The organism is Pseudomonas baltica (assembly GCF_031880315.1).
Taxonomy (GTDB): domain Bacteria; phylum Pseudomonadota; class Gammaproteobacteria; order Pseudomonadales; family Pseudomonadaceae; genus Aquipseudomonas.
Genome location: NZ_CP134771.1, coordinates 71,477 through 95,607 on the forward strand (window position 1 = coordinate 71,477; position 24,131 = coordinate 95,607).

Annotated in this window: 21 protein-coding genes; 4 read left to right on the plus strand and 17 right to left on the minus strand. The window is 64.6% G+C overall.

Annotated features, from left to right (window positions below):
• Positions 1–12 precede the first annotated feature (12 nt).
• Positions 13–849: an SDR family oxidoreductase gene (locus REH34_RS00345; RefSeq protein ID WP_311970328.1), complete on the minus strand. Its 837-nt coding sequence runs from the start codon at positions 847–849 to the stop codon at positions 13–15.
• A 96-nt stretch (positions 850–945) separates the two neighbouring features.
• Complete coding sequence (locus tag REH34_RS00350; RefSeq protein WP_008370389.1) at positions 946–1,557, minus strand: TetR/AcrR family transcriptional regulator; 612 nt, start codon at positions 1,555–1,557, stop codon at positions 946–948.
• A 185-nt stretch (positions 1,558–1,742) separates the two neighbouring features.
• On the opposite strand from REH34_RS00350, the gene REH34_RS00355 reads away from it, so the two are divergent.
• Both REH34_RS00355 and REH34_RS00360 read left to right on the plus strand, forming a co-directional pair.
• On the plus strand, positions 1,743–3,218 hold the full coding sequence (locus tag REH34_RS00355) for an aldehyde dehydrogenase family protein (RefSeq protein ID WP_311970329.1): 1,476 nt from the start codon (positions 1,743–1,745) through the stop codon (positions 3,216–3,218).
• 27 nt (positions 3,219–3,245) lie between these two features.
• A complete protein-coding gene (locus tag REH34_RS00360) occupies positions 3,246–4,148 on the plus strand; it encodes a 3-keto-5-aminohexanoate cleavage protein (protein WP_311970330.1) in 903 nt (300 codons plus the stop codon).
• Positions 4,149–4,210: 62 nt separating this feature from the next.
• On the opposite strand, the gene REH34_RS00365 is transcribed toward REH34_RS00360, so the two are convergent.
• From REH34_RS00365 to REH34_RS00410, 10 genes are all read right to left on the minus strand, one after another.
• A complete protein-coding gene (locus REH34_RS00365; protein ID WP_311970331.1) occupies positions 4,211–4,960 on the minus strand; it encodes a glucose 1-dehydrogenase in 750 nt (249 codons plus the stop codon).
• 61 nt (positions 4,961–5,021) lie between these two features.
• The gene (locus REH34_RS00370) at positions 5,022–6,341 is read right to left on the minus strand and encodes an acyl-CoA dehydrogenase family protein (protein WP_311970332.1); all 1,320 of its coding nucleotides are present in this window, start codon (positions 6,339–6,341) and stop codon (positions 5,022–5,024) included.
• Positions 6,342–6,367: 26 nt separating this feature from the next.
• Positions 6,368–7,447, minus strand: a complete 1,080-nt coding sequence (locus tag REH34_RS00375; protein ID WP_311970333.1) for a phosphotransferase family protein — start codon at positions 7,445–7,447, stop codon at positions 6,368–6,370.
• Positions 7,444–7,953, minus strand: a complete 510-nt coding sequence (locus REH34_RS00380; protein WP_008370395.1) for a MarR family winged helix-turn-helix transcriptional regulator — start codon at positions 7,951–7,953, stop codon at positions 7,444–7,446. The genes REH34_RS00375 and REH34_RS00380 overlap by 4 nt, the downstream gene beginning before the upstream one ends.
• A gap of 10 nt (positions 7,954–7,963) precedes the next feature.
• Positions 7,964–9,595, minus strand: coding sequence for an AMP-binding protein (locus REH34_RS00385; protein WP_311970334.1), 1,632 nt, complete (start codon positions 9,593–9,595; stop codon positions 7,964–7,966).
• Between the two features lie 218 nt (positions 9,596–9,813).
• A complete protein-coding gene (locus REH34_RS00390) occupies positions 9,814–12,327 on the minus strand; it encodes an MMPL family transporter (RefSeq protein ID WP_311970335.1) in 2,514 nt (837 codons plus the stop codon).
• 28 nt (positions 12,328–12,355) lie between these two features.
• A complete protein-coding gene (locus tag REH34_RS00395) occupies positions 12,356–13,435 on the minus strand; it encodes a YCF48-related protein (protein WP_177323384.1) in 1,080 nt (359 codons plus the stop codon).
• 79 nt (positions 13,436–13,514) lie between these two features.
• Positions 13,515–14,888, minus strand: a complete 1,374-nt coding sequence (locus tag REH34_RS00400; RefSeq protein WP_311970336.1) for a DUF1329 domain-containing protein — start codon at positions 14,886–14,888, stop codon at positions 13,515–13,517.
• Positions 14,889–14,904: 16 nt separating this feature from the next.
• Positions 14,905–16,596, minus strand: coding sequence for a DUF1302 family protein (locus REH34_RS00405; protein WP_311970337.1), 1,692 nt, complete (start codon positions 16,594–16,596; stop codon positions 14,905–14,907).
• Positions 16,597–16,734: 138 nt separating this feature from the next.
• On the minus strand, positions 16,735–17,430 hold the full coding sequence (locus tag REH34_RS00410; protein WP_311970338.1) for an SDR family NAD(P)-dependent oxidoreductase: 696 nt from the start codon (positions 17,428–17,430) through the stop codon (positions 16,735–16,737).
• A gap of 264 nt (positions 17,431–17,694) precedes the next feature.
• Between REH34_RS00410 and REH34_RS00415 the strand changes: the two genes are divergently transcribed.
• Positions 17,695–18,105: an OB-fold domain-containing protein gene (locus tag REH34_RS00415; protein WP_311970339.1), complete on the plus strand. Its 411-nt coding sequence runs from the start codon at positions 17,695–17,697 to the stop codon at positions 18,103–18,105.
• Between the two features lie 44 nt (positions 18,106–18,149).
• Here the strand turns inward: REH34_RS00415 and REH34_RS00420 are convergent, their stop codons facing one another.
• Both REH34_RS00420 and REH34_RS00425 read right to left on the minus strand, forming a co-directional pair.
• Positions 18,150–18,815 carry a TetR/AcrR family transcriptional regulator gene (locus REH34_RS00420; RefSeq protein ID WP_311970340.1) on the minus strand — a complete coding sequence of 222 codons (666 nt, stop codon included), beginning with the start codon at positions 18,813–18,815 and terminating at the stop codon, positions 18,150–18,152.
• A gap of 129 nt (positions 18,816–18,944) precedes the next feature.
• Complete coding sequence (locus REH34_RS00425) at positions 18,945–19,697, minus strand: SDR family NAD(P)-dependent oxidoreductase (RefSeq protein WP_311970341.1); 753 nt, start codon at positions 19,695–19,697, stop codon at positions 18,945–18,947.
• 206 nt (positions 19,698–19,903) lie between these two features.
• On the opposite strand from REH34_RS00425, the gene REH34_RS00430 reads away from it, so the two are divergent.
• Positions 19,904–20,815: a 3-keto-5-aminohexanoate cleavage protein gene (locus REH34_RS00430; protein ID WP_311970342.1), complete on the plus strand. Its 912-nt coding sequence runs from the start codon at positions 19,904–19,906 to the stop codon at positions 20,813–20,815.
• A 30-nt stretch (positions 20,816–20,845) separates the two neighbouring features.
• Here REH34_RS00430 and REH34_RS00435 read toward each other — a convergent pair whose 3' ends face one another.
• The 3 genes from REH34_RS00435 to REH34_RS00445 form a co-directional block, all read right to left on the minus strand.
• The gene (locus tag REH34_RS00435) at positions 20,846–22,291 is read right to left on the minus strand and encodes a DHA2 family efflux MFS transporter permease subunit (protein ID WP_311970343.1); all 1,446 of its coding nucleotides are present in this window, start codon (positions 22,289–22,291) and stop codon (positions 20,846–20,848) included.
• Positions 22,284–23,117: a hypothetical protein gene (locus REH34_RS00440; protein ID WP_311970344.1), complete on the minus strand. Its 834-nt coding sequence runs from the start codon at positions 23,115–23,117 to the stop codon at positions 22,284–22,286. Before REH34_RS00440 ends, REH34_RS00435 begins: the two co-directional genes overlap by 8 nt.
• Before the next feature lie 63 nt (positions 23,118–23,180).
• On the minus strand, positions 23,181–23,981 hold the full coding sequence (locus tag REH34_RS00445) for an enoyl-CoA hydratase (protein ID WP_311970345.1): 801 nt from the start codon (positions 23,979–23,981) through the stop codon (positions 23,181–23,183).
• Positions 23,982–24,131 lie beyond the last annotated feature (150 nt).

The window sequence follows — 24,131 nt, forward strand, 5'->3', positions numbered from 1 at the left end:
GGGCGATTGCCATCACAGCATGTACGGTTCGCCACTGGCGCGCACGGTGATGTCACTGATGCACACGCCCCACGGCTGATTCATCACGTACAGCACGTTATCGGCCAGCAAGGCCGGGTCCATGAACCAGTACTTGATGCTGTCGACGTCGGTGTACTCAGGCTCCAGATCGCCCGCCATGAAGCGCTTGAACACCTCGCGCGCCTGCTCGCTGTGGTGGCCCAGCATACCGATCGAGGCTTGCGGGTTGATGATCGAGCCCTTAAGCCCCGTGGCCGGAATGCCCGTGGGCTTGACGAGGGTGACCTTGATCTTGCCTTGCGACTCCACCCGCAACGACTCCGACAAGCTGTTGATGGCGGTCTTGGACGCGCCATACACCGCGGAGCCGGCATTGGGATAATTGCCGTAGGTCGAGGAGATGTTGATCACATGGCCCTGCCCCTGGGCGATCATCGCGTCATAGACCGCGGTGATGCCATTGAGCGTGCCCTTGATATTGATATCGATGGCGCGGTCCCAGGCGTCCGCAGCTTGTGCGTGGTCGGCGAAGAACGCCAACGGCATGGTGCCGGCGTTGTTGACCAGAATGTCGATACGGCCGAAGGTCTGCAGCGCGAAGGCGGCCATGCCGGCCATTTGCGCCCGGTCCGCGACGTTGGCCAGGCACCAGGCGCCCTGCTCGCCCCGTTCGCCCATGCCGGTGAAGGTTTCCTGCAGCCCTGGCTCGTTGATATCGACGCCGATCACCCTGGCCCCTTGCTGCGCCGCCTTGCGTGCGATCAGCCGGCCGAAGCCGGACCCCGCGCCGGTGACGATGACGACCTTGTCTTGCAGATAGTTGTTCACGTGGCTGTGCCCCTGCTGTTGTTGTTATGGCGGCCCTGGGCATGAACCCCGGGCAAGCCAATGCAACATAACACCAGTGGCAGTAACTGCCAATATTCAGTCCGTATCGACCGAAAACAGATTCGGGCCCAGCAGCGTCAGGTAGTGGGCCAGCAGCTCACCGGCATGGCTGCCGTTGCGCGGGTCGGCGTTTTCCAGCGCCAGGCGCGCCGACACCGCCACCACCGCGCCGCCCAGCACCACCTGTGGCGCCTGGGGCGGCAACCCGAGGCGCTCGGCCATGATGGCCGTCCATTGGCTGGCACCGGCCATGAACGCCTGCTGCCAGACCGCGCGAAAGCTGTCGGTCTCGTTCATCACCTGGGCCAACGCCTGGGAACGCTGGATAGGCACCGCGACCCAGGCGTCGATAAAGGCCGCCACCAGCGAGTCGCGCAACGGCTCAGTGCGCGGCCGCCGGGCCATGGCCGCGCCGATACGCTCGATGGCCTCGGCGATCGCCGGCTTGACCACGTCTTCCTTGGTGGGGAAGTAGCGATAGAAGGTGCGTTCCGACAGGCCCGTGTGGCTGACCAGTTGCTTGACGGTGAAATCGCTGGTGCCGTGCTCGATGAACAGAGCAATGGCGCTGCGGGAGGCGGCCAGCCGAGTGCGGTTTACATCGTGGGGCGCACTGGCGGCCGGCGGGGCGGAACGAGCTTTAGGCATGGGTCCATCGCTTCGATAACGAACGAAAAAGAGTAACTGATCGACCTGGCAATTCAAATAGCCAAGCCGGTCAGCGGCGCCTGATGAAAAATAATGGCAGTTACTGCCACTCAATGCTAGTGTAAGAAACGTGCCGCGCAAGCCGCCCGATAACAATAAATTCAGCCCCCGAGGACACACCCCGCATGCTCCCCTCGACACCTGACAACGCCCTGCCCGATGTCCATCTGCACATCGGCGCGCACGCCCTGAGCGAAGGCTCGGGCGGTACCTTCGAACACCGCAACCCAACCACCGGGCAAGTGCAAGCCCAGGTGCCCTTGGCGGGCCCGGAGGAAATCCACCAGGCCATCGCCGTCGCCACCGCAGCCTTCGACCTCTGGCGGCGCTGCAAGCCCGCACAACGGCGGGACATGCTGCTGCGCCTGGCCGATCTGCTGGCCGCCGACGAGGCACAATTCACCCGCATCGCTGCCCTGGAAAACGGCGCCCCCGTGCGCTCGGGCGGTGGCCGCGCGTACATCGCCCAGCAATGGACACGCTACTACGCGGGCTGGGCCGACAAGCTCGAGGGCAGCGTGACCGGGGCCTTTATCCGTGGTGAGGACTTCACCTACACACAACCCGAGCCCTACGGCGTGATCGGGGTGATCATCACCTGGAACGTGCCACTGGTGTCGCTGTGCATGAAGGTCATCCCGGCACTGGCTGCCGGCAACTGCGTGGTCATCAAGCCTTCGGAACACACGCCCTTCACCCCCGAGCTGTTCACCCGCCTGGCCCGTGAAGCGGGTATCCCGGCGGGGGTCATCAATACCCTGCCCGGCACCGCCGCGGCCGGCGATGCGCTGGTGGCCCATCGGCAGGTCGAAAAAGTCACCTTCACCGGCGGCCCGGCCACAGCGCGCAAGATCCTCGCCACCTGCGCCGCGCACCTCAAGCCCTCGGTGATGGAGCTGGGCGGCAAGTCGGCCAATATCGTGTTCGCCGACGCCGAGCTCGACGCCGCAGTGCGCGATGCGGTGGCCATGGGGCTCAGCGCCATGAGCGGCCAGGCCTGTATTCTCGGCTCGCGCATCCTGGTGCAACGGCAGATCTACGCCAGTTTCCTCGACAAGTTGGTGAGTGCCGCACGACAACTGCCTTGCGGCGACCCCAGCGACCCGACGGTGAGCTTCGGGCCGGTCATCAATGCCGCGTCCTGCGAGCGCATCCTGGGCATGATCCAGCGCGCCATCGAGGCCGGCGACGGGCGGTTGCTGCTCGGCGGTGCGCGCATGGGCGGTGAGCTCGCCAACGGCTACTTCATCGAGCCCACGCTGTTCGCCGACGTCGACCCGGACTCCGACCTCGCCCAGCAAGAGGTCTTCGGGCCGGTGCTGTGCGTCATCCCGTTCGACGACGAAGCCCACGCCATCGCCATCGCCAACAACACCCGCTTCGGGCTGGCGGCCTACATCCACAGCCGAGACGTCAGCCGCGTGCACCGGGTCGCCGAGCAGTTGCAGGCAGGCTCGGTCTACGTCAACGGCGCCTTCCCGGTGCCCGCCCACAGCCCCTTCGGTGGCCAGGGCGAGAGCGGCTTCGGCCGCGAAGGCGGCAAGCCCGGCCTGGATGAATTCATCCGCCCCAAGACCATATCCATCGCTCCCGTCCAATAACAACAACGCCGCTGAAGGAGACACCCCATGACCTCGTACCAAAACACGCCTGTGATTCTCGAATCGGCAGTGACGCCGTTGCGCAAAGGCGAACCGCTGCTGAGCACCGAACAGATGATCAACGAAGGCATGGCCAGCCTTGCCGCAGGCGCCGCCATCGTTCACCACCACCACGACTTTCGCCAATCGCGCAGCGACGCCACCGCGCAGATCATCCGCATCGAGCGCGAGCTGCTGCAGGCCTATCCCGACGCCTTTCTGTACGCCGACTACCTGCGCGGCGACACCACCTGGGAAAAGAACGCACACCTGCAACCCATGGCCGACGCCGGCGTGCTGCGCATGATCTCGCTGGACCCGGGCCTGACCCAGTTCGGCTTCCTCGATGAAGACGGCCTGCCGACCCTGCACGTGCAGAACGGCGCGACCTACCCCGATTGCGTCGAGGTAATGAAGTTTGCCCAGCGGGTGCAACAGCCGCTGATGATCGGCATCTATGAGCCGGGCAACCTGCGCTGGGCCATGGCCTTCGCCAAGGCCGGCAAACTGCCGTCGGGTTCGATGATCAAATTGTATTTTGGCGGTGAGTGGGTGCTGGGCGGCACCCGTGTGCCGGGGACCAACTTCGGCATGCCGCCGACCGTGCAGGCGCTGGATGTGTACCTGGGGCTGATGGAGGGCAGCCAGGTGCCCTGGATGGTCAGCCTGATGGGCGGCGTGCTGCTCGACAGCCCCATCGCCCGCCACGCCCTGGAGCGCGGTGGCCACTTGCGGGTGGGCGTTGAAGACACCGCCGGCGGCACCGATCTGAACAACGCCCAGACGGTGGAGGCCGCCGCCAGATTGGTGGCCGAAGTGGGCCGGCCGCTGGCGGACTGCAGCAGCGCCCGCAAATTGCTGATCGGCGATGCGGGGCGGCGCGTGGCCTGACCCCCACGCGCATGAAAAAGCCCGGCAGCGATGCCGGGCTTTTTGCGTTACGTGGCTCGACCTCAGGGCGCCAGACCTCCGTCGACCTTGATCAGCGCATTACTGGTGTAGCTCGAGTAGTCGCTGGCCAGGTACAACGCCGTGCTGACGATCTCCTCCGGACGCCCGGCGCGCTTCAACGCGGCGCCGTCGTTGATGTGTTGCGGGTCGCCCCAGGCCGTGGAGATGTTGGTCAGGAAGGGCCCGGCGCTGATGCAGTTGACCCGCACGCTGGGGCCGTACTCCAGCGCGAACGAGGTGGTGATGCTGTTGAGCGCTGCCTTCGCCGCGGCATAGGGTGCGAAGGCCGGGGACGGACGCAGCGCGCCGGTGCTGCTGATCATGATGATCGAGCCGCTACCCGCCGCCACCATGCGCGGGCCGACCAGGGCGGTCAGCCGAAACGGCCCTCTGAAGTTGACCCCCACGATTTTGTCGAACAGTCCTTCGCTGGTTTCCAGCGAGGACGGCGCCAAGGGCGACATACCCGCGTTGTTGACCAGAATGTCGACCTTGCCGAACTCTGCATAGGCGGCATCGACCAGCCCCTCGATCTGCTGCCATTCGCCCATGTGGCAGGCATAGGCCAGCGCGCGCCGACCGAGCGCCCGCACCTCTTGCACGACCGCTTCGCAGGCCTCCAGTTTGCGGCTGGTGATGATCAAATCGGCGCCCTGGCGGGCGAAGGCCATGGCCATCTCGTAGCCCAGGCCGCGACTGGCGCCGGTGACCAGGGCGACCTTGCCCGACAGGTCGAAATAATCGGTTTTCATCGCTATGAACTCCTTGCGCGCATGCCCCGCAGGCCACACGCGCGGTTAACCGTTGAATGCCTCAGGCGTGTCGGCGATCCATCGTGGGCGCCGGTTGCAGCAGCTCGGCATAGCGCTTGCGGGCCGCCTCGATCTTGGGCGGCAGGTGTTCGCTGGGGAACAGCCCACGGGTGGCGGTGTAGCCGCGCAGCAATTCCTTGGCCACGGTAAACCGGTGTACCTCGGTGGGGCCGTCGGCGATGGCCATGGTCGGCACGTTCATCCACATCCAGGCCAGCGGCAATTCCAGGGTGGTGCCCAGCGACCCGTGCAGGTGCAGGGCACGCTGAACGATGTCGTGATAGGCCTTGGCCATGGCCACCTTGACCATCGCGATGTGCTTGCGCGCCGCCCGTGGATCACCGTGGCTGGCATCGATGATCACTGCCGTCTGCAGCACCAGCAGGCGCAACTGCTCGAGTTCGATATGGCTGTCGGCGATCATCGTCTGGACCATCTGTTTGTCAGCCAGCAAGGTGCCTTGGGTACGCCGGCTCAAAGCGCGCTCGCACATCATGTCCAGGGCGCGCTGGCACTGGCCGACGGTGCGCATGGCATGGTGCACCCGGCCACCGCCGAGCCGCGCCTGGGCCACAGCGAACCCCTGCCCCTCGCCACCGAGCATATGGTCAAGCGGCACCCGCACATCGTGGTAATGCAAATAGCCCTCGGTGGCTTCATCCTGCTCGGCGCGCTCGAGCATGTGCTCGCTGTCGCGAATGGTCTTGAGGCCCGGGTTGTCGGTCGGCACGATGAACATCGACAGGCGCTGCTGAATCGGGGCCTCGTGGGCGGTCACGGCCAGCACCAGGACGAACTCGGCATAGCGCGCATTCGATGAAAACCACTTCTCGCCGTTGATCACCCATTGCTCGCCATCGCGTACCGCCATGGTGGTGAACTCGCGCGGGTCAGCGCCCGCTTGCGGCTCGGTCATGGAGAAGCACGAAACGATATCGCCATCGAGCAGGGGCTGCAGGTAGCGCGCCTTTTGCTCGGCCGTGCCGAACAGGGCGAGGATCTCCGCGTTGCCGGTATCGGGCGCCGCCGTGCCGAACACCGTCGGAGCCCAGATCGAGCGGCCGATGATTTCGTTCATCAGGCCGAGCTTGAACTGCCCATAGCCCTGCCCGCCCAGTTCCGGGCCCAGGTGACAGGCCCACAGGCCCTGCTCGCGGACCTTGGCTTGCAACGGTTTGAGGATCGCGCGCGAGACCTCGTGGCGCGTGTTGTAGACCACGCTGACCGAGGGGAAGAGCACGTCCAGCGCCACCACGTCCTCCTCGACAAAGCGCCTCATCCAAGCGAGTTTTTCCTGAAATTGCGGTTCGACATCCCACATGGCTGCTATTCCTGATGTTTTGTTAGTTATAGGGACATAGTCAATTGCCGCGCCTTGGCCATCAGCCAGACCGCGTAGTCGTGCAGGAACTCGCCCATCTGTTTGCCCGGCCCGCCGGATAGGGACCGCGCATGGCTCCCTTCGAGGATGCAGGCAAGCTTGAAACAGGCCAGTACGAAGAACCACGGCAGCGAATGCATGTCGCGCCCGGTCAGCTCGCCATACAGGGAGATCATCTCGGCGCGGCTGCCGAAGCCGTCCCAGGGCCGTACCACCGGATCGGCAGCGCCCACCTGCGGGTCGCCCGGCTCGCGCCATGAGGAGAGAGTCCAGGCCAGGTCGAGCAACGGATCGCCCAGGGTCGACAGCTCCCAGTCGATCAAGCCGACGATGCGTGGCTGGTCGTAGGCGAACATCGCGTTGGGCCATTGCAGGTCGCCATGGATGATGCCGATCCGGCCGTCGGTGGGCAGGTTGTCCTGCAGCCAGCGCGCGGTGCTGTCGATGTGTTGCAGATGCGCGCCGGTATAACCGGGCAGGCTCTGGTAACCGTCCAGCTGCGCCCGCCAGCGCTCGACCTGGCGACTGTGCCAGTGGTCCGGTTTGCCAAAGTCAGCCAGGCCAACGGCCTGATGATCCACCCGCGCCAGGGCTGCGGCTGCGCGCACGAACTCCGGGCCCATCGCCGCGCGCCAGTCGGCGTCCCGAGCATAGCGCCCCGGCAGTTCACCCAGCGGCGAAAACCCCGGCAGCGGCGCCATCAACAAAAAGCAGGCACCCAGTACCGTCGGATCGTCGCAGGCGCCCAGCAAGCGCGGGTGTGGCACGTCGCTGTCGGCCAGGGCCTTGAGCACTCGCGCCTCGCGCAGGATGGTGGCGTTGCTGTGCTCGCGCAGATGCGCGGGCGGGCGGCGCAACACGAAGCGCGCCGTACCACGGGTCAGCAAAAACAGATTGTTCTGCGAGCCGCCGGTGAGTTGCTGGGCGGCGGTCACCGGCCCTTGCCCAGGCATTTCGCTGTGCTCGATCCAGGCTTGCAGCCTGGGCCAGTCGAGCAAGCCGCCAAAATCCGCCAGCGGGGTGTTTCCAGAGGACAGGATGTTCATGAGGCAGAGCCCTTCAAGGGAGTATTTTTGTAATCGGCTTCAATGCGCTGGCGTAGCAGGCGCAAGGTCGCAATGCTGTGTTCCAGGGCCGTCAGGTCAAGGTCGCCGACAATCCGCGCGGCCCAGTCCAGGCTGTGCAGGCTCTGCGCCTGATGCAGCGTGCGACCGGCCAGCGTCGGCACCAGCAAGCGCGCCCGGGCATGCTCGGGGTTGGTCTGCTGCGCGATCAGCCCGCGCTGCACCAATTCGTCGGCCAGGCGCTGGATCGATTGGCGCGGGTGGCCCAGGCTGCGGCCGATACGCGCCACGGTCGGCGCCTCGCGAGCGCCGACCACGGCGCTCAGCACCAGCCATTGCAGGCCACCCATCTGCGTCGCGTCATCGGCCTGTTTGTGGGCCGCGAACACCCGGCCACGCAGGCGTGTCACCTCATCGATAAGCTCGATCAAGGCGCTGGCACAAGGTGGAGCCGCAGCGTGCGGCTCGCTGTTGGGGAAGGTACTCATGGCGAAATCCTCAGCGCTTTTTCAGTTCAATGCCGGAGCCATTGCGATCCCAGGTGCCGGCCGTGACCCCGGCATCGCGCAGCTGGTATTTGAGAATCCGACCCACCGGGCTGCGTGGCACCTGTTGGACGAACTCGATGTAGCGCGGCACGGCGAAGTACGGCAGGCGCTCGATGGCCCAGCGGCACAAGGTGGCCTCGTCCAGCGTGGCGCCTTCGGCCAATACCGCAGTGAGCTTTACCTCGTCTTCGGCCAGCTCGGAATACACCGCGTGCACGGCCACTTCCGCCAGATCGGGGTGGGCCTGGAAGGTCTTTTCCATTTCAAAGCTGGAAATATTTTCGCCGCCGCGGCGCAGGTAATCCTTCTTGCGGTCGAGAAAGTAGAAAAACCCCTGTTCGTCCAGCTTGCCGATATCACCGGTGTGGAACCACAGGTTGCGCATGACCTTGAGGGTATCGGCCGGCCGCTGCCAATAGCCCTCGAACATCACGTGGGGCTGCAAGGGGCGCACGATCAACTCCCCCGGCGTACCGCGCGGCAGCTCAACGTCGTTGTCGTCCACCACACGGATGTCGAACCACTCGCAGATCTTGCCGGCGCTGTTGGGCGGCTCGGGTTCGCCGAACGGGGTCATGGTCACGACCGCGCATTCGGTGAGGCCGAAACAGGCGCCGTTGACCGCTTTGATGCCGAAGCGCTCGCGCCAGATCTTTTGCAGTTGCGGCGCGAATGGCGCACCGGTGACGATCTGCAACTGGCCAAAACAACGCTTCATGGCGTCGTTGTCCGGCGCCTGCGCCAGCAGCGGGAACATCGAGGCCAGCAGCGACACCTCGTTGGCGCCGGTGCGTTCGATCTCCGGCCAGAAGTTGGACACCGAGAAGCGTGGGTACAGCGCCACCTTGGCGCCCAGCATCAGGTTGCACAGCACCGTGGTGACGATGGCGTTGAGGTGAAACATCGGCAGCGGCGTCCAGGTGAAGGACTGCGCAGTGCGCCCCAGGCAGATCACCATCTGCCGGGCTTCGTTGCAGGCGTAGTTGTGGGTGATCATGCAGCCCTTTGAGGGCCCGGTGGTGCCGCCGGTGTAGATCAGCATGGCGAGGTCGGCCGGCGCCACCGGCACGTCAGGGTCACGGCTGTCACTGCTGCGCAGTTCGTCCAGCGGCAACATGGGCCTGCGCAGTTGGATGTGTTCGGGGTGCGGGCCGCGATAGATGACGTTGCGCAACGACTCGAGTGGGTCGGCGACCCGCGCCACCCGCTCGACGTAATCGTGCTCGGCAATGATGATCGCCGACCCGGCGTCGGCCAACTGATGGCGCAGGAATTCACCCTTGTAGGCGGTGTTCACCGGTACGCTGATCGCACCCAGCTTGTTGATCGCGAACCACAGCACAACAGCGTCGAAATGGTTGTCCAGCAAGGTCGCGACCGTGTCCCCCTTGGTGACGCCAAGGTCGTGCAAACCGTTGGCCAGGCGGCAGGCTTCGCGGTCCAGGTCAGCATAGCTGTAGCGTTCGCCCAGCACGTCGAGGAACAGCCGCTCGCCGTGGGCGGCAACCGCGCGGCGCAGGGCATCGTTGATGGTGTCCGCCTGCCCCGCCGTCCAGCCTGAAGGAAGATAGGAAGCGCTCATTGGGTTCTCCGTCGTCACTGTTTTTATTGTCGGGAAATGATCGTCATGGAAATTACTGACGATTCGTCAGCTAATTCAAATTGACACCGATGCGTCATTCCGTCAACCCGCTGTCGACGCTATTCGTGAGGTTTTTTTGCCGGTGCCACGGGCTGTTTCGCCAACAAAAAAACCCGTCCGACAAGGGTCGGACAGGGTCGAGGCGACCCCAATCGACGCTAGCGGCGGGTCACGCCGTAACGCTGCAGGGTCAAGGTTTCACTGGATTCCAGCGCCCCCTGGGCTTCTCGCGCCGGGGCTGGACACTCGGCGTCCGTTGTACCGGCAGATGGCGCCCCTTCAAGGCTGCGGCCAGGCGCGCTGGGCAGCAGAAAGTGCGACAGGGCCGGGATCAGCACCAGCGCGCCGATCATGTTCCAGACGAACATGAAGGTCAGCAAAATGCCCATGTCGGCCTGGAACTTGATCGGTGACCAAGCCCAGGTAATCACCGCCGCAGCCATGGTCAAGCCTACGAGCGCGACGATGCGCCCGGTGAAGTCCAGCGAACGCATGTAGGCTTCGGCCAGCGGCACGCCGCGGCGCTGCAAGGTCAGCTGCACGCTCAGCAGGTACAGCGCGTAGTCGACCCCCACGCCCACACCCACGGCGATCACCGGCAGGGTCGAGACCTTGATGCCAATGCCCAGCAGCACCATCAGCGCCTCGCACAGGACTGAGGTGATGACCAGCGGAATCAAGGCCACCAGCACCGCGCGCCAACTGCGAAAGGTCAGGAAGCACAGGCCTGTCACCGCGCCGTAGAGCACGAAGTGCATGATCCAGAAGCTGTGCTTGACGACGATGTTGGTGGCCGCCTCGATGCCCGCGCTGCCCGCCGCCAGCTGGAACACCCGGCCGTCGGTGTCATGGCTGGCCGCAAAGGCTTCGACCGCGTTGACCACGCCGGTCAGGGTGTCGGCACGGTGATCGGCCAGGTAGGCGATGATCGGCGTGATCGCACAGGTACGGTCGACCAGATCCGGGCGATCGCGCCTGAAACTCGCCACCGCCTGGCTCAAGGTGCTGGTGTTACGGGTAATCGACAACCACTTGGGGTTGCCCTCGAACATCCCCGAGGTGGCCATTCGCGCGCCGTCAGCGGTGGAGAACGTGGTCTGCACGCCCTTCACCCGCCGCAGCACCGCACCCAGCCGATCAGCCTCCACTAGCGTCTGGAATTTCTCGCAGTCCCCCGGCGGGGTTTTCAGCATGATGATGAACGGGTCGCCCGACAGCCGATAGTTGGCGGTGATGTAGGCGGTGTCGCGGTTGTAGCGTGAATCCTTGCGCAGCTCCGGTGCGCCGGCGTCCAGGTCGCCGATCTGGATACTGCCCCGCAGGTAGAACGCGCCGCCGACCAACAGCGCCGCCAGTACCAGGGTCACACTGGCGCGACGGCGCTCGGTCAGGCTGGCCAGGGCCTCCCAGCACTTGCGCCCCAGCCCGCGGCGATTGGCCTGGCTGGCGATCGAACGGCGCGCGGCATTCTCGCTGACGCCTGTGTACGAGAGCATCACCGGGATCAACACCAGCTTGGTGAAAATCAGCACCGTGACGCCGACGCTGGTGATCAGCGCCATGTCGCGGATCACCGGAATGTCGATGATCATCAGCACCGCGAAGCCGACGATGTTGGCCAGCAGCGCGGTCAGGCCGGCGAGGAAAAGGCGGCGGAAGGTAAAGCGCGCTGCCGCGTATTTGTGCATGCCGCGACCGACGTCCTGCATGATGCCGTTCATCTTCTGCGCACCATGGGACAGGCCGATGGCAAACACCAGAAACGGCACCAGGATCGAATACGGGTCCAGGACGAAGCCCAGCAGATGCATCAGCCCCAACAGCCAGATGACGCCCAACGTCGCGGCGCTGACCAGCAGCACCGTGCTGCGCAGGCAGCGGGTGTAGAACAGCACGAACAGGGTCGCGATCAGCACCGACACGGCGAAGAACTTCATCACCTGCTGCAGCCCGGCGATCAGGTCGCCGACCACGATGGCAAAGCCGGACACGTGGATCTTCACGTTGTCGTTGCCCAGGGTGCGGATCTTCTGCTCGATGTCGCGGCTCAACACGCCGTAGTCCAGCGGCTGGCGAGTGTCCGGGTCCATGCCGATCAGCGGCACCACGATCATCGATGACTTGAGGTCGCTGGCCACGTAGCTGCCGACGATGTTCGCGCGGCTGATGTTGGCTTGCAGCTGCTCCATGCTCTGCGCCGAGCCGTCCCAGCGATCGGGCATCACCGGGCCGCCCTGGTAGCCGGCCTCGGTGACTTCGGTCCAGCGCAGGCTGGTGGTCCACAGGCCGCGCATCCAGTTGCGGTCGACGCCGGGCATCAGGTACAGGGCATCGTTGACCCGCTGCAGGGCGACCAGGTAGTCCTTGTCGTAAATGGTCCCGCGGGTGTTCTCGACCACCACGCGAATCGAGTTGCCAGCGCTGGGCAAGGCCTCGCGGTTGTGGAAGTAGTTCTGAATATAGGGGTGCGACTGCGGGATCATTTTCTCGAAGCTGGCGTTGACCTCAAGCTGGGTCGCCTGCCAGCCCAGCACGGCGGTGACCACCACGCAGATGGTGATCATCAGCAGCCGATGATTGAAGATCAGCCGCTCCAGCCAGTTGCCGCCATCGGTGTCGAAGTAGCGCGGATCGCGGACTATCGGAGGCGCCTGTTCACGGTCGATTTTCATGAGGACTCTCTTATGGTAAGGCGTTTCACTACTTGGCAACCGTCAGGCTGGCGGCCTGTACGCCACCCAGACCGACCAGCGTGGCGGTGTCGCCGGTGGCCGCGAGGCCGGTCAACAGCATTGGGCGCGGGATCGCTACGGCGCTGAAATGCTGACCCTGGTCGGCGCTCACCAGCAATTGCCCGGTGCGGGTCACTGCCAGCAGGCGGCCATCGTCCAGCGCCAGGGTGCTGGTGAATGATCCTTGGGTGCCGGTCTCGACTTTTTTCCAGCTGTCGCCGCCATCGACGGAGTGCCAGGCGTTGCCCAGCAGCCCGAACGCCACCACGGTGTTGCCGAACCCGGCCAGGCTGAAGAAACTGCCGGGGTAACCGGTCTCGTGCGCCATGAAGCGCTGTTGCTGGCGATCGAGCTTGAACACAAAACCTTGCTCGGAGGCGATGTACACCGTCGCGCCGATACCGCGAATGGCATTGAGGTGCAGCAACTCCGGCGCCTCGACTCGGTCCATCCAGCATTGCCAGGTGGCACCGCCATCGTCGGTGGCGAACAAGGTGCCAAACGAGCCCACCACAAAACCGTGCTGTTCGTCCTCGAACCACAGGTCGAGCAACGCCTGTTCGGGGCCATTGGCATAGTTGAGCTCCACATCGTTCAATGCCTGTTCGGCGGTGGGCTCCCCCGCCTTGATCAACCCTTGAAAGTGCGCAACGGCCACCGCGTGCGCCGCATTGCCTTCGAACTGGCGCAGCCAATGCTCGCCGCCATCGTCACTGTGCAATACCACCCCGTCCTGCCCCACTACCCAGCCCTTGCTCGGGCTGACGAACTGCACGGCGAGCAGGTCGCTGCTGACCGGCACGGGTACCTGCCGCCAGTTCTTGCCCTGGTCGTCGGAGAGCACGATCAAGCCGCGCAAACCGACCGCCACCAGGCGCGTGCCGGCCTTTGCGATCGCGCTCAGCTGGCCGCTGCTGGTGAGCGAATCGCTCGTCATCGCATCGATGGGCGCTGCGGCCTGCAACGGATCGACAAACGCGGCAGTGCCGGCGTGGGCCACCAGCGCCACCGCCATGCACATGCCTGCAAACATTAACCTTGGACGCATTTTATTATTCTCCAGGCCGGCTGCGACCATTGTCGAAGCCTTCACGCACAGGCCGGCGGCTCGCACCGCCGGCCGCCCATCAGCGCACGCCACGCCCCGCCAGGCCGGTCGGGCTGTAGGTATTGGCCGACCACGGCTCGTGGACGAGTTGGCCAATGCCGCGCCCACCCGGTACTGCCTGGGTGGTGAACTTGCCGGTGCTCAGGTCGTACAGGTCGTAGATGCCGTTGGTGCGCAGCGCCGAGACGTCGTACGCCGGGAAGGTCGGGCCTTCGTAGTAACGGTTGGGCTTGTCCTGGTGATCGAAGCCGACGTAAGCAAGGATCGCCCAGCTGTCTTCGTCCAGGTAGAACTTCTTCTTCAACTGCGCATGACGCTCGCCCGGTTTGAGCGTGCCTTCGACTACCCACACGCGATGCAGCTCCCAGCGCTGGGCCTCGGGCAGGATGTGGTGCACGCCATGGGCCTTGTCCTGCGGCGTGAGGAAGCGCCGGTAGCTGTTGTACGGGACGTAGACTTCCTTGCGGCCGAGCAGCTTGAAGTCGTACTTGTCCATCTTGCCGTCGAAGCCGTTGATCTCGTCGAAGAACAGCACGCCGGAAGTGGTCGAGACGGTGTCGTAGGTGAACTCCGGCGCCAGGCGGACGCGGCGCTGGCCAGGCACGTAGCTCCAGTTCTGCGGGTCGTGCAGGTCCATGCGCACGTACTGCCAGCGCATGTTCTTGGTACCGGCCTGAGACGGCGGCTCGCTTTGCGTGGCGATGGTTTTCCAGTAGGTGGTTTCAGTGGACTCGGGCAGGTTGTTGTCCCAGTACTGGCGTTCTTCCTGGGTGGTGCTGCCGTTGGAGACGCTCCGATTGCCGGCGCTGTCGATCACGTACTGGGTAAAGTCGAAGGTCTCGTAGGGCGGCACATAGCGCAGCAGGGAGTTCCACATGGCTTCAAAGCCGTCGTGGGGTACCGGGAACGGAATCTGCGCGTGGGCGCCCACCACCCCCGGCGCGGTACCGCTGAGCTTGGGGCTCATAACGCGCTCGATGGTGTTCTTGTAGACGTAGTCCGGGAAGCACGCCGAGCGGTGGGTCGGGTACACGTCCAGGCGGTAGGTGTCCGGGTAGCGCTGCAGCATGACCTTGGTGCCCTCGGTCAGCTGGTCGGCGTACTGCGCCATGTTCGCGGCATTGATCACCAGGCGCGTTTTTTCTGCGGCCCAGGGGTCGATGTACGGCCAGCCGCCGGCAGGGTCCTTGGGCTTGTAGCCGGCCACCGGCTTGCACAGGCCGCCTTCCCAGGCGGGGATGGTGCCGTCGGCGTTGCCGGCTTTGATCGCCCCCAGTGGGGTCAGATTTTTACCCAGCTGGGCGGCTTCTTCGGCAGTCGGCGCCGCCAAGGCGAAATCCAGGCACACGACGGGAAGCAATGCGGCCAGCAGACAGTTTTTCAACAAATTCATGGTGCTCTCCTGCTTATTAGAATGTGGTCTGCAGCGCCAGCGAAACCCAGCCGTGGTTGTTCTGCACGGCGTTACCGTTGGTGGTGGTGACGATGTTGTTACTGGTGTTGTAGGCGGCATGGGAATCGTTGTATTTGAGGGTCACGATGTACTTCTGGCGGAAGTTGGCCTCAAGGCCCATCGACCAGACCACCGAGCCCTCGTTGCCGCTGGCCAGCGTCGCGCCGTTACCGTAGATGCCATAGGCCAGGGACATGGGCGCCGCGAGGTTGCCGCCCCAGGGCAGGACCTGCGACCACTCGGGACGAAAGCCCAGTTGCACCGAGACCACGTCGTCGGTGGCGCAGCCTTCCTTGCGGTTCTGCCCGGTCGGGCAGCCGGCGTAGCCCTCACCCTTGAACAGCTCTTTGTTTTCGGTCACCGAGAGCAAATGCGCGTAGGCCAGCTCGGCCTGGAAGGTACCGCCCACCCACAGTGGGGTCTGGGGCAAGAGGTAAACGCCGTTGAGCAGGAAGTGCATGGTGTTGCCGCGGGCGCCTTCGTGGCCCGTGGTATCGCCGGCGGCGGCAAACGAGGTGCTGCTGACCAGCGCGGTGTTCTTGCGAAAGCTCAACTCGGAGCCCACGCTGAAACCGCCCAGTTCCTTGTTCAGGCTGAAGCCCAGCAAGCGCGTGTCGCGGGCATAGGCCAGGTGATAGTTGCGCGTGCCATCGGCATTGACCACCAGCACCGGCGCCCAAGGCTGGGTTTCGTCGAACTGGCGGAAGTAGATGCCCGCCGTGCCCTTGAGCCAGTCCGGGCTCCAGCGCGCCGACAGGCCGTAGTTGTTGCCCGGCCCCTGGGTCGGTTTGTCGTTGCCGTCCTTGTTGGCGAAGATTGGCACGCCGCCCGCGCCGTAGCCCAAAAATAGCCGCTCAGGGCCTTCCCACAGCGAATCGGTGGCACCGAAATAGGTGCCGCCTTGAGGCAAGCGGTTAGGTGCCCATTGCAGGTAGTACTGCGCTGCCAGGGTCAGGTCGGGTGTGGGCTGGACCTGCATCGAGATTTGCTGCACCGGCAGGAAGGTTTCCTTGGCGGTGATGCCTGGGCTGGAGGCCGCCTTGAGGCCATCCAGGGGCGACTGCGAGTAGGCGATCGACTGCGCCGCGTTGAACAGCGACTCACCCCAGTACACGGTGTGCTTGCCCAGGCGCACGTCAACGCTGGTGTCGCCCACATCAAAGCCGCTGAACACGAAGGCGTCGAGAATCTCCCCCGACGGCCCCTCGGTAAAACGCCGGGTAAAGCCCGAGTAGCGATCATTGCTGTAGCTGCTGGGATAAGCAGAGCTGTGCTCGACCTTGTCGTCGTTGTAGGCCTGGTCGTACCAGCCGGCGACGCTCAAGCGTGCGCCATGGCGGCCTTGATACACGGCATCGAATTCACTGAGGACATCGACGCGGTTGAGGACCATGTCGCCCTTGCCGAACTTGCGCTCGGTTTCGTCATAGGCCGAACTGTTGGCGAAGGCCTTGTTGGTGCCCTCGGCGCGCCAGCCGGCGTTGTAGCGCAAGGTGTTGTCCCAACGAACATCCCAGTCGGTGTTGCCGACATCCAGGCTGACCGCATACGCGGGTGCGGCACTGGCGGCCAGGGCGATAGTCGATGCGGTACACAACGAGCGGGCGCGCAGCTGGACGCCTCGCAGGGGGGGGCACTCTAGTTTCATGTCAGCAAGCCTCATGCATTTTTTATTGTTGTTGGCTGTGCGGGCTCATAGGCGCCATGACAATAGCGCGAGACCACCAGCGGATACCATGAGAAACATTTATCAGCGACAGCTTGCGGCGTCCGTGCCGCACAAACGTCAGGACAACCCCACCACCGGGATCACGGCGCCATGGACGGCACTGGCCTGGGGCGATGCGAGAAACTGGATGATGTCGGCGAGGTTCTGCGGCGATACCCAATCGCCTGGATCGGCATCGGGCATCGCGGCGCGATTGGCGGGGGTATCGATAATGCTGGGGGCGATCGCGTTGACATTGATGCCCTGGCCGCGCAACTCCAGCGCCAAGGACTCGGTCAAGCGTGCGACTGCGCTTTTCGATGCGCAGTAGGCACCCTTGTGGGCAGCACCGCTGAGCGCGCCAGCCGCGGCGACATTGATGACCTTGCCGGTACCGGCGGCGAGCATCCCGGGCACCACGCTGCGGCAGGCGTTGATCAAGGTCGCGACATTCAAGTCGAGCAACTGGCGCCAGGCCTGGTCGGCCGTCTCGTGCACGGCGGGGCCCATGTCGAAGCCGCCTGCCAGGTTGCACAGCACCGCAGCCGGCCCCTCGCGATCGAACACCGGTTGCAGGGCGTCCTGCACCGCGCCGGCGTTGGTCAGGTCGACGGCGATCAGGTGCAGGCCCTCGCGCTGCGGGCCAAAGGCCTTGACCAGCGCCGCCTCGCTGATATCCAGCAACACCAGCCGGGCGTGATCGGCGAACGTCTGTGCGACGACCCGACCCAGGCCTCCCGCTGCGCCAGTAATGACCACCAATGGGCGATTCATCGACTCTCTCCTCATGCTTTACGGTTCGTTGTTTTTATCCGCTGAAGAGATTTTTAACTGACTAACCGTCACTTATCAAGCTGTAGATCATTCTTTTTGTGTAAAGAGCTCACCCAGAGAGTCGCCTGAACTGGCTAAGGTGGCGGCGCCAGAGGAGATCGCTTGCCAGCGGCAGCTGGCTGGACTATAAACAACAACCAATCAGTTATTGGACAGCCGCAGCGTTTTATTCCCACAAGAAGCTTCAATCCGAGGAAGCCGTTCATGAGCCACCTGAGCTTTACCCCCTTGCCGCAACTCGACAACGCCAACCGCTTCTTCTGGACCAGCGGCCAGACCGGCACCTTGCAGGTCTTGCGCTGCGCCGATTGCGAACACTGGGTCCATCCGCCGGCGCCGATCTGCCCTGTGTGCCAGCAGATGCACCTGGCCCCCGCCGCCGTTAGCGGCATGGCGACCGTGCAGGCGGTGACCATCAACCATCAGGCCTGGGTGCCAGGTATCGAGCTGCCTTATGCGATCGCCATCGTCGAGCTCGACGAGCAGCCGGGCCTGCGCCTGACCACCAATGTGGTCGGCGTACCGGTGGAGCAGGTGCAGATCGGCCAGCGTGTGCGGGTGGCCTTCGAGCATCGCGAGGATGTGTGGCTGCCGGTGTTCACGCCGGCGCTTTGAGCTTCGAGCGAGGCCGGCGCCGCGTGAAGGCTGCGCCGGACGGCTCAGTCCCTGGACAGGGGCTCGGGGTGATTGCAGCTCGAGGCGATCACTTGCACCACCACCCGGGCCTGCGCCGCGAGCAGGCGGCGGGTGCCGACGCCCTTGTTGACCACATCCGGGTCGGTGGTCGCCATGCGCTCCATGGCGCCGTGCAATACCGACGCCAGGGCGCGGGCATCGCCACGGGTGATCTTGTTGTCGGTGGGGCACATGCCGATCATGCGCTGCGCCAGCAACTCGACGAAGGGCACGTAGACATCCATGCGCAGCTTCTCGAAGTTGGAATCACCGCGGTCGGCTTCCATGTTGCGATAGCGCAGGATCTCCCGGTGGTTGTCCCACACCTGATTGAAGACCTCGACCAGCCGCACGGCCTGGACCTCCAGGCGATCCAGCTCCCAGACCTCGTCCAGCACCTCGAGCGCGCTGCCCATGTCATGGCCGGCCGACTCGCTGAGGGCGTAGAGCACGTCCTTGATGTCGTCGAAGTACATGTAGAAGGTGCCCGAAGACGTCTTGGCTATCTTGGCGATGGAGACGGCTGTCATCTCGACCGGAGACATCGTCTTGAGAAGTTTTCCCGCCGCGTGCATCAGCCTCAGACGAGTGGCCTGGCCTTTAGGGCCCAGTGCCTGCCCTTGCTTGTTGGTGGTGACCGCTGTGTCCATGAATCTCTCGCATCGATACGCCGAAGGCCACGTAAACCGTGGGGTTGGCAGAAACTGACAGTTTTATAGTAATCCAAATTATATAGGCTCGGGCGGCCACTAGCCACCCGCGATAGCAGCGAGGTGGCCTCAACGCATCTGCAGGATGCCACCGTCGACGGGCAGCACCTGGCCGGTGATGAAGCGCGCACCGGTGGACGCGAGAAACGCCATGACCGGAACGAAATGCTCATCGATATCGCCCAGGCGGCCACCCAGCGGCACGGCCTGGCGCATCTGCCGATCATGCTCGGCCAACTGCTCGGCGCCCATCTGCGCGCGGGTCTGGTCGTACATCGGCGTCCAGATCGCCGGGGCGATGGCGTTGACGCTGATGCCCAGGCTGCCCCACTCCTGGGCCAGAGTGCGGGTCCAGGCCACTACCGCTCCCTTGGACGCCGCATAGGCGGCCTTGCCGGGGTAACCTTGCACGCCGGCCGCCGAGGCGAAATTTAGAATGGCGCCGCCGCCCTCGCTCAGATACGGGAACACCGCCTGATTGAGCAGGAAGGTCCCCGTGGCGTTGACGCTCATGACCTGCTCCCAGGTTGCCAGGCTAGTGGACGCCGCCGGCCCGCCTGGGGCGATACCGGCGCAATGGATCAGTACATCCAGCCCGCCCATGAGCGCCACGGCCTGAGCCACCGCCGCTTCGACGTTGAGAACGTCACAAACGTCCAGGGCGACGAACTGCGCCCCTGCGCGAGTCGCCAAGCGGCGGCCCGCTTCGACGTTGTTGTCCATGGCCACCACCTGCGCGCCCAACCCCGGAAACGCCCTCACCAAGCCCTCGCCCATACCGCTTGCACCGCCGGTAATGATGACCCGCCGGCCTGTCAGCATGCCTGATTCCACGTCAACACCTCAGCACGTAGCTCATGAGTAAAACCCCATATTAGCTGACATTTCGTTATCTTATCAAAAACTTCTATTTCCCGGAGAGATAGCCTGAAATCTGCACTTGACCCTGACAATCGCAACGGTCATCCTCAAATAGCTATCGATTACCCAGCTATTAACGCGGCATACGTACAATAAGGAGAATCCCGATGCCAGCCACACCCCTCGCGCCCTTGCTCATCGAAGCCGCCATCTGCCCGTTCCGCTTTGGCGAACCGGTGTGGGACGAAGTCGGCATGGCCCGCGAGGCCAGCGACTGCCATGCTGCCGGCGCCGCGATCATTCATCACCATCATGATTTTCGCTTCGACTCACCCAGCTCCATCAACGAAATGCTCGGCATGGGCCAGGCGATCAAACAGCGCCATCGCGCCGCGCTGCTGTATCCCGACTTCCTCAAGGAAGACAGCGTGCAAGGCCGTGTCGGGCATTTCGCGCCGCTGTTGCAAGCCGGTGCCATCGACCTGCTGCCCGTCGACCCTGGCCGGGCCAATTCCGGGCAACTGGACGCCGCCGGCCTGCCGTTGGGCGACAACAAGGTGCAGGCCACCTTTGACGATGCCAACTACATCCTCAGCCTGGCGCACGAGTACGGCAAACCTCTGGCCATCGGCATCTACGAGCCCTACAACCTGCGCTGGGTGCTCGCCCACGCAGCGGCGGGCAACCTGCCTCGCGGCTCGCTGGTGAAGCTGTACTTCGGCGGGCGCCACAGCCTCATTCACATAGGCCGCAAGGCGCTGAACTTCGGCTTGGCGCCGACGCGCTCGGCACTGGATGCTTACCTGGACATGCTCGATGGCACCTCATTAGCCTGGTCGGTGGGCCTGATGGGTGACGCATTGCTGGACAGCCCGCTGGCCCGCTATGCCCTTGAGCGTGGCGGCCACCTGCGGGTCGGGATCGAGGACGCCGCCGGCACCTCGCCCCTGGGCAACAGGCAGATGGTAGAAGCCGCCGTGGCGCTGGCCGCTGAAGTGGGCCGCCCGGTGGTGGTCGGTGATGCCGCGTTGCAGGCGCTCGCGGGTGGCGAATTGGCGCGACCGCACAACGCCGGCTGATAGCGATGAACCCACCGGCCTGTGGAACCCTCAGCGGTGAGGGCGCATTTTCCAGGCCGGCACGGCGGCGATCACGAACAACACGCCCAGCACCATCAAGGTGTCCTGATAGCCCAGCGCCCTGGCCCATTCATGGCTGACGCCGGGCTGCTCACGCACCGTCACCCGTGCCTCGAGCACCAGCGCCAGCAAACCGGGGCTGAGGGCGCCGCCCAGTTGGCGCAGAAAATTCATCAACGCCAGCCCCTCGGCCAGGGCCGCTAGCGGCAGGGTGCGGCTGGCGGTGGCATCCAGCGCGGGGATCACCATGCCCAGCCCCAGGCCGCGACCAAAGGTGATCAGCGCGGCGATCAACAGGGTCGAGGCCGTGCCGACATCCGCGACCAGCGCCAGCCCGGTGAACGCCACGGCAAAGCACAGCAACCCACCCGCCACCACCCATTGCGGCGCGGGGGCATCAGCCATACGCCCCGCCACGGGAATCATCAGCAGCATTACCAGCCCGCCCGGCAAGAGTATCAGCCCGGTTTCCAGCGGCGAACGCGCGCCCACCACTTGCAGGAACATCGGCAGCACATAGGCGGAGCCCCACACGCCAAAGCCATAGACGAATGACACGCAGCCCGCCGCCGCAAAGGGCAACACGCGAAAATGTCGCAGATCGACCAAGGGCATCCCACAGCGCAATTCCTGGCGCACCAGGCTAATCCCCAGTGCCAGTAGCGCACTGCCCCAAGCCAGCGTCCAGGCCGGCGGCCAGCCATTGAGTTGCAGCTGCGTCATGCCACCCAGCAACAGGCACAGCGTGCCGGTCAAGCGCACGAACCCGCCCCAGTCGAAAGGCGCCGACGCCACCGTTTGCCGGTCATAGGCCGGCAGGGCAATGCGCGCCGACCACAGCGCGACCAGGCAGAACGGCAAGGGCATCCACATCAGCCCCCGCCAGCCCCACACCTGCATCAACAGCCCGCCCACTGCCGGACCGAGCATGGGCGCCAGCACCACACCCATGCCGAACACCGCCATGGCGCGACCGCGTTGCTGTTCGGGGTAGGCCGCCGACAAGGCCACCACGCCCAGGGTAGTGATCAGGCCGCTGGCCATGCCCTGAACGATGCGACTGGCAATCAGCACCGCCAGGCTAGTACTCAGCCCGCAGGCCGCGCAGCCGAGGATAAACACCACCAAGGTGCTCATGAAGGTGCGCCGCAGGCCGAAGCGCCGCGCGCTCCAGGACGCCAGCAGCATCGACAGGGTGCCCGAGGACGTGAATCCTGTGATCAACCAATGGGCGGTGGCTTGCCGAGCGCCGAGGGCGTCGATAATGGCAGGCAAGCCGATGTTCATGATTACCGCCGACATGGCCGCACAGAACGCCGACAGCAATACCGTGAAGGTCAACAGCCCCCGGCCGCTGGGCGAATCCTGCAGAGCCTGGGTGCTGGCCGCTGACAGTGCGTCAGCGGCCTCATCCATCGTCGAACACCACCTGGCAGTGGTTGAGAATCGCCACGTTGCGCTGCACCGACCACAAGCGCATCAAGGCCGTGCCAGGCCCGCTGTGCCACACCTGTGCCCGTACCGTTTCATCGGCATGCAGGGCGCCGGTGTAACGCACGCTCAAGTGGCGCAAGCGCTCGGGCCGATTGCCGCACAGCAGGTACAGCGCGCCGCGGCAGGCCAGGCCGAACCCGCACAATCCTCGCAACACCGTCGCCGAGCCCTGCGCGGCCACGGCGAACTCTGCGGGCAAACGGAACAATGCATCCTGTGCCAATGGTGTGAGCATCTCGACTTCGGCGTCCGGCGCGCGTTCGGGAATGCTCACCCGCTCGCGCAACGGCTCGGGCGTACCACCAAAGCCGCCGTCGCCCAGGGCGATGGTCTTGACCTGCACCGTTGCCAGGCGCCGGCCCTGTTCGTCACTGAGCGTCTGCTGTTCGACGAACAAGGCACCGCGCTGCGGCCCGCGATCATAGAGGGCCTCGATGCCGCGCGTGACCACCACGCGGCCTTCCACCGGCAAGGGCGCGTAAAAGGTGATGGCTTCTTCGGCATGCACGATCTGTTGCCAGTGCAAGCCAGCCCGTGGGTCGCGCTGCCAGAACTCGCCGTCCGCCAGGGCCACGGCCATGGCCGGCAAAGCCTGCAAACCGGCGACCTGGAGGAACCGCTGATCCTGTGCACACAGCGGTCCGGGCAAACCCGCGCCAAAGCCTTTGGCAAAAGCGATGCTGTGGGCGCAGCTATAGCTTTTGAGCATCGGCGCAAAGGGCCACGCCTTGAGCAATTCGACATCCATGACCACACCCCTTGAATGAACAGATCGATAAACCGCAAGACGGCCCGCGTACGGGCGCTGCCATCAGTTGCGGCTGTTCTTGACCGCCGCCATCGACGCCTTCATGCCGCGCGCGACCATCTCCTTGTGCTCGACCGTGGCATGGGTAAACACGTGGCTGTCGAAATGCGCCATCACCGAATTGCGGAAGCCCTGGATGTCGGCCGTGCGGTTGAGCGAGCGCTTGAGCACATGCATCGCCACCGGCGGCGCCTCGGCGATCTTGTTGGCCAGGCGCAGAGTGAATTCCTCCAGCGAGTCGCGGGGCACCACATGGTTGACCATGCCCCACTCCTTGGCCTCGGCGGCGCCAATGCGCTCGCCGGTAAACAGGAATTCCTTGGCCTTGCGCATGCCCAGCACCCAGGGATGCACCAGCACCTCCACGGCGGCGGCGCCGAGGCTGTGGACCACCGGATCGCTGAAAAACGCGTCCTCGCTGGCCACCATCAAGTCGCACATGTTGGCGACCATCAGGCCACCAGCGATACACGCACCCTGCACCTGAGCGATGGTCGGCTTGGGGAAATCGCGAATGCGCATGGCATTGCCCAGGTAATGCTCCTGCTCCCACATGTAGATCTGCTCGGGCGTGAAGTGCGCGCGGGTGGCGATGCCGTCGACCAGATCATGCCCCGAGGAAAAATGCTTGCCCTTGCCGCCGAGAATCAACACGCGGATTTCGGGGTCGTTCTTGGCCCGCTCCAGGGCGTCGTCCAGCTCGTCGAGCAGCGCCTCGGACTCGGCGTTGGCGGCGTCGGGGCGGTTGTGACAGACCCGAACCACGGGGCCGAGCACTTCATAGCTGATATGCGAGTACGTCATGGGGTCCTCCTGGGACTCTTGTCATCCAAAACATCACTGGCCAACAAGATCAGCCAGCTCAAACAAGCTGTCAAGTAGTTAGTTTTTTAATGCGTATGCCGCCAAGCCGCTGGCCCACCTGCCGCCAACACCCCTAAAAACGTTTTGCGC

Bases quoted from the DNA above. Each gene is read 5' to 3' on its own strand.
- REH34_RS00350 (WP_008370389.1), bottom strand. From the start codon at position 1,557: ATGCCTAAAGCTCGTTCCGCCCCGCCGGCCGCCAGTGCGCCCCACGAT.
- REH34_RS00355 (WP_311970329.1), top strand. From the start codon at position 1,743: ATGCTCCCCTCGACACCTGACAACGCCCTGCCCGATGTCCATCTGCAC.
- REH34_RS00360 (WP_311970330.1), top strand. From the start codon at position 3,246: ATGACCTCGTACCAAAACACGCCTGTGATTCTCGAATCGGCAGTGACG.
- REH34_RS00365 (WP_311970331.1), bottom strand. From the start codon at position 4,960: ATGAAAACCGATTATTTCGACCTGTCGGGCAAGGTCGCCCTGGTCACC.
- REH34_RS00370 (WP_311970332.1), bottom strand. From the start codon at position 6,341: ATGTGGGATGTCGAACCGCAATTTCAGGAAAAACTCGCTTGGATGAGG.
- REH34_RS00375 (WP_311970333.1), bottom strand. From the start codon at position 7,447: ATGAACATCCTGTCCTCTGGAAACACCCCGCTGGCGGATTTTGGCGGC.
- REH34_RS00380 (WP_008370395.1), bottom strand. From the start codon at position 7,953: ATGAGTACCTTCCCCAACAGCGAGCCGCACGCTGCGGCTCCACCTTGT.
- REH34_RS00385 (WP_311970334.1), bottom strand. From the start codon at position 9,595: ATGAGCGCTTCCTATCTTCCTTCAGGCTGGACGGCGGGGCAGGCGGAC.
- REH34_RS00390 (WP_311970335.1), bottom strand. From the start codon at position 12,327: ATGAAAATCGACCGTGAACAGGCGCCTCCGATAGTCCGCGATCCGCGC.
- REH34_RS00395 (WP_177323384.1), bottom strand. From the start codon at position 13,435: ATGCGTCCAAGGTTAATGTTTGCAGGCATGTGCATGGCGGTGGCGCTG.
- REH34_RS00400 (WP_311970336.1), bottom strand. From the start codon at position 14,888: ATGAATTTGTTGAAAAACTGTCTGCTGGCCGCATTGCTTCCCGTCGTG.
- REH34_RS00405 (WP_311970337.1), bottom strand. From the start codon at position 16,596: ATGAAACTAGAGTGCCCCCCCCTGCGAGGCGTCCAGCTGCGCGCCCGC.
- REH34_RS00410 (WP_311970338.1), bottom strand. From the start codon at position 17,430: ATGAATCGCCCATTGGTGGTCATTACTGGCGCAGCGGGAGGCCTGGGT.
- REH34_RS00415 (WP_311970339.1), top strand. From the start codon at position 17,695: ATGAGCCACCTGAGCTTTACCCCCTTGCCGCAACTCGACAACGCCAAC.
- REH34_RS00420 (WP_311970340.1), bottom strand. From the start codon at position 18,815: ATGGACACAGCGGTCACCACCAACAAGCAAGGGCAGGCACTGGGCCCT.
- REH34_RS00425 (WP_311970341.1), bottom strand. From the start codon at position 19,697: ATGCTGACAGGCCGGCGGGTCATCATTACCGGCGGTGCAAGCGGTATG.
- REH34_RS00430 (WP_311970342.1), top strand. From the start codon at position 19,904: ATGCCAGCCACACCCCTCGCGCCCTTGCTCATCGAAGCCGCCATCTGC.
- REH34_RS00435 (WP_311970343.1), bottom strand. From the start codon at position 22,291: ATGGATGAGGCCGCTGACGCACTGTCAGCGGCCAGCACCCAGGCTCTG.
- REH34_RS00440 (WP_311970344.1), bottom strand. From the start codon at position 23,117: ATGGATGTCGAATTGCTCAAGGCGTGGCCCTTTGCGCCGATGCTCAAA.
- REH34_RS00445 (WP_311970345.1), bottom strand. From the start codon at position 23,981: ATGACGTACTCGCATATCAGCTATGAAGTGCTCGGCCCCGTGGTTCGG.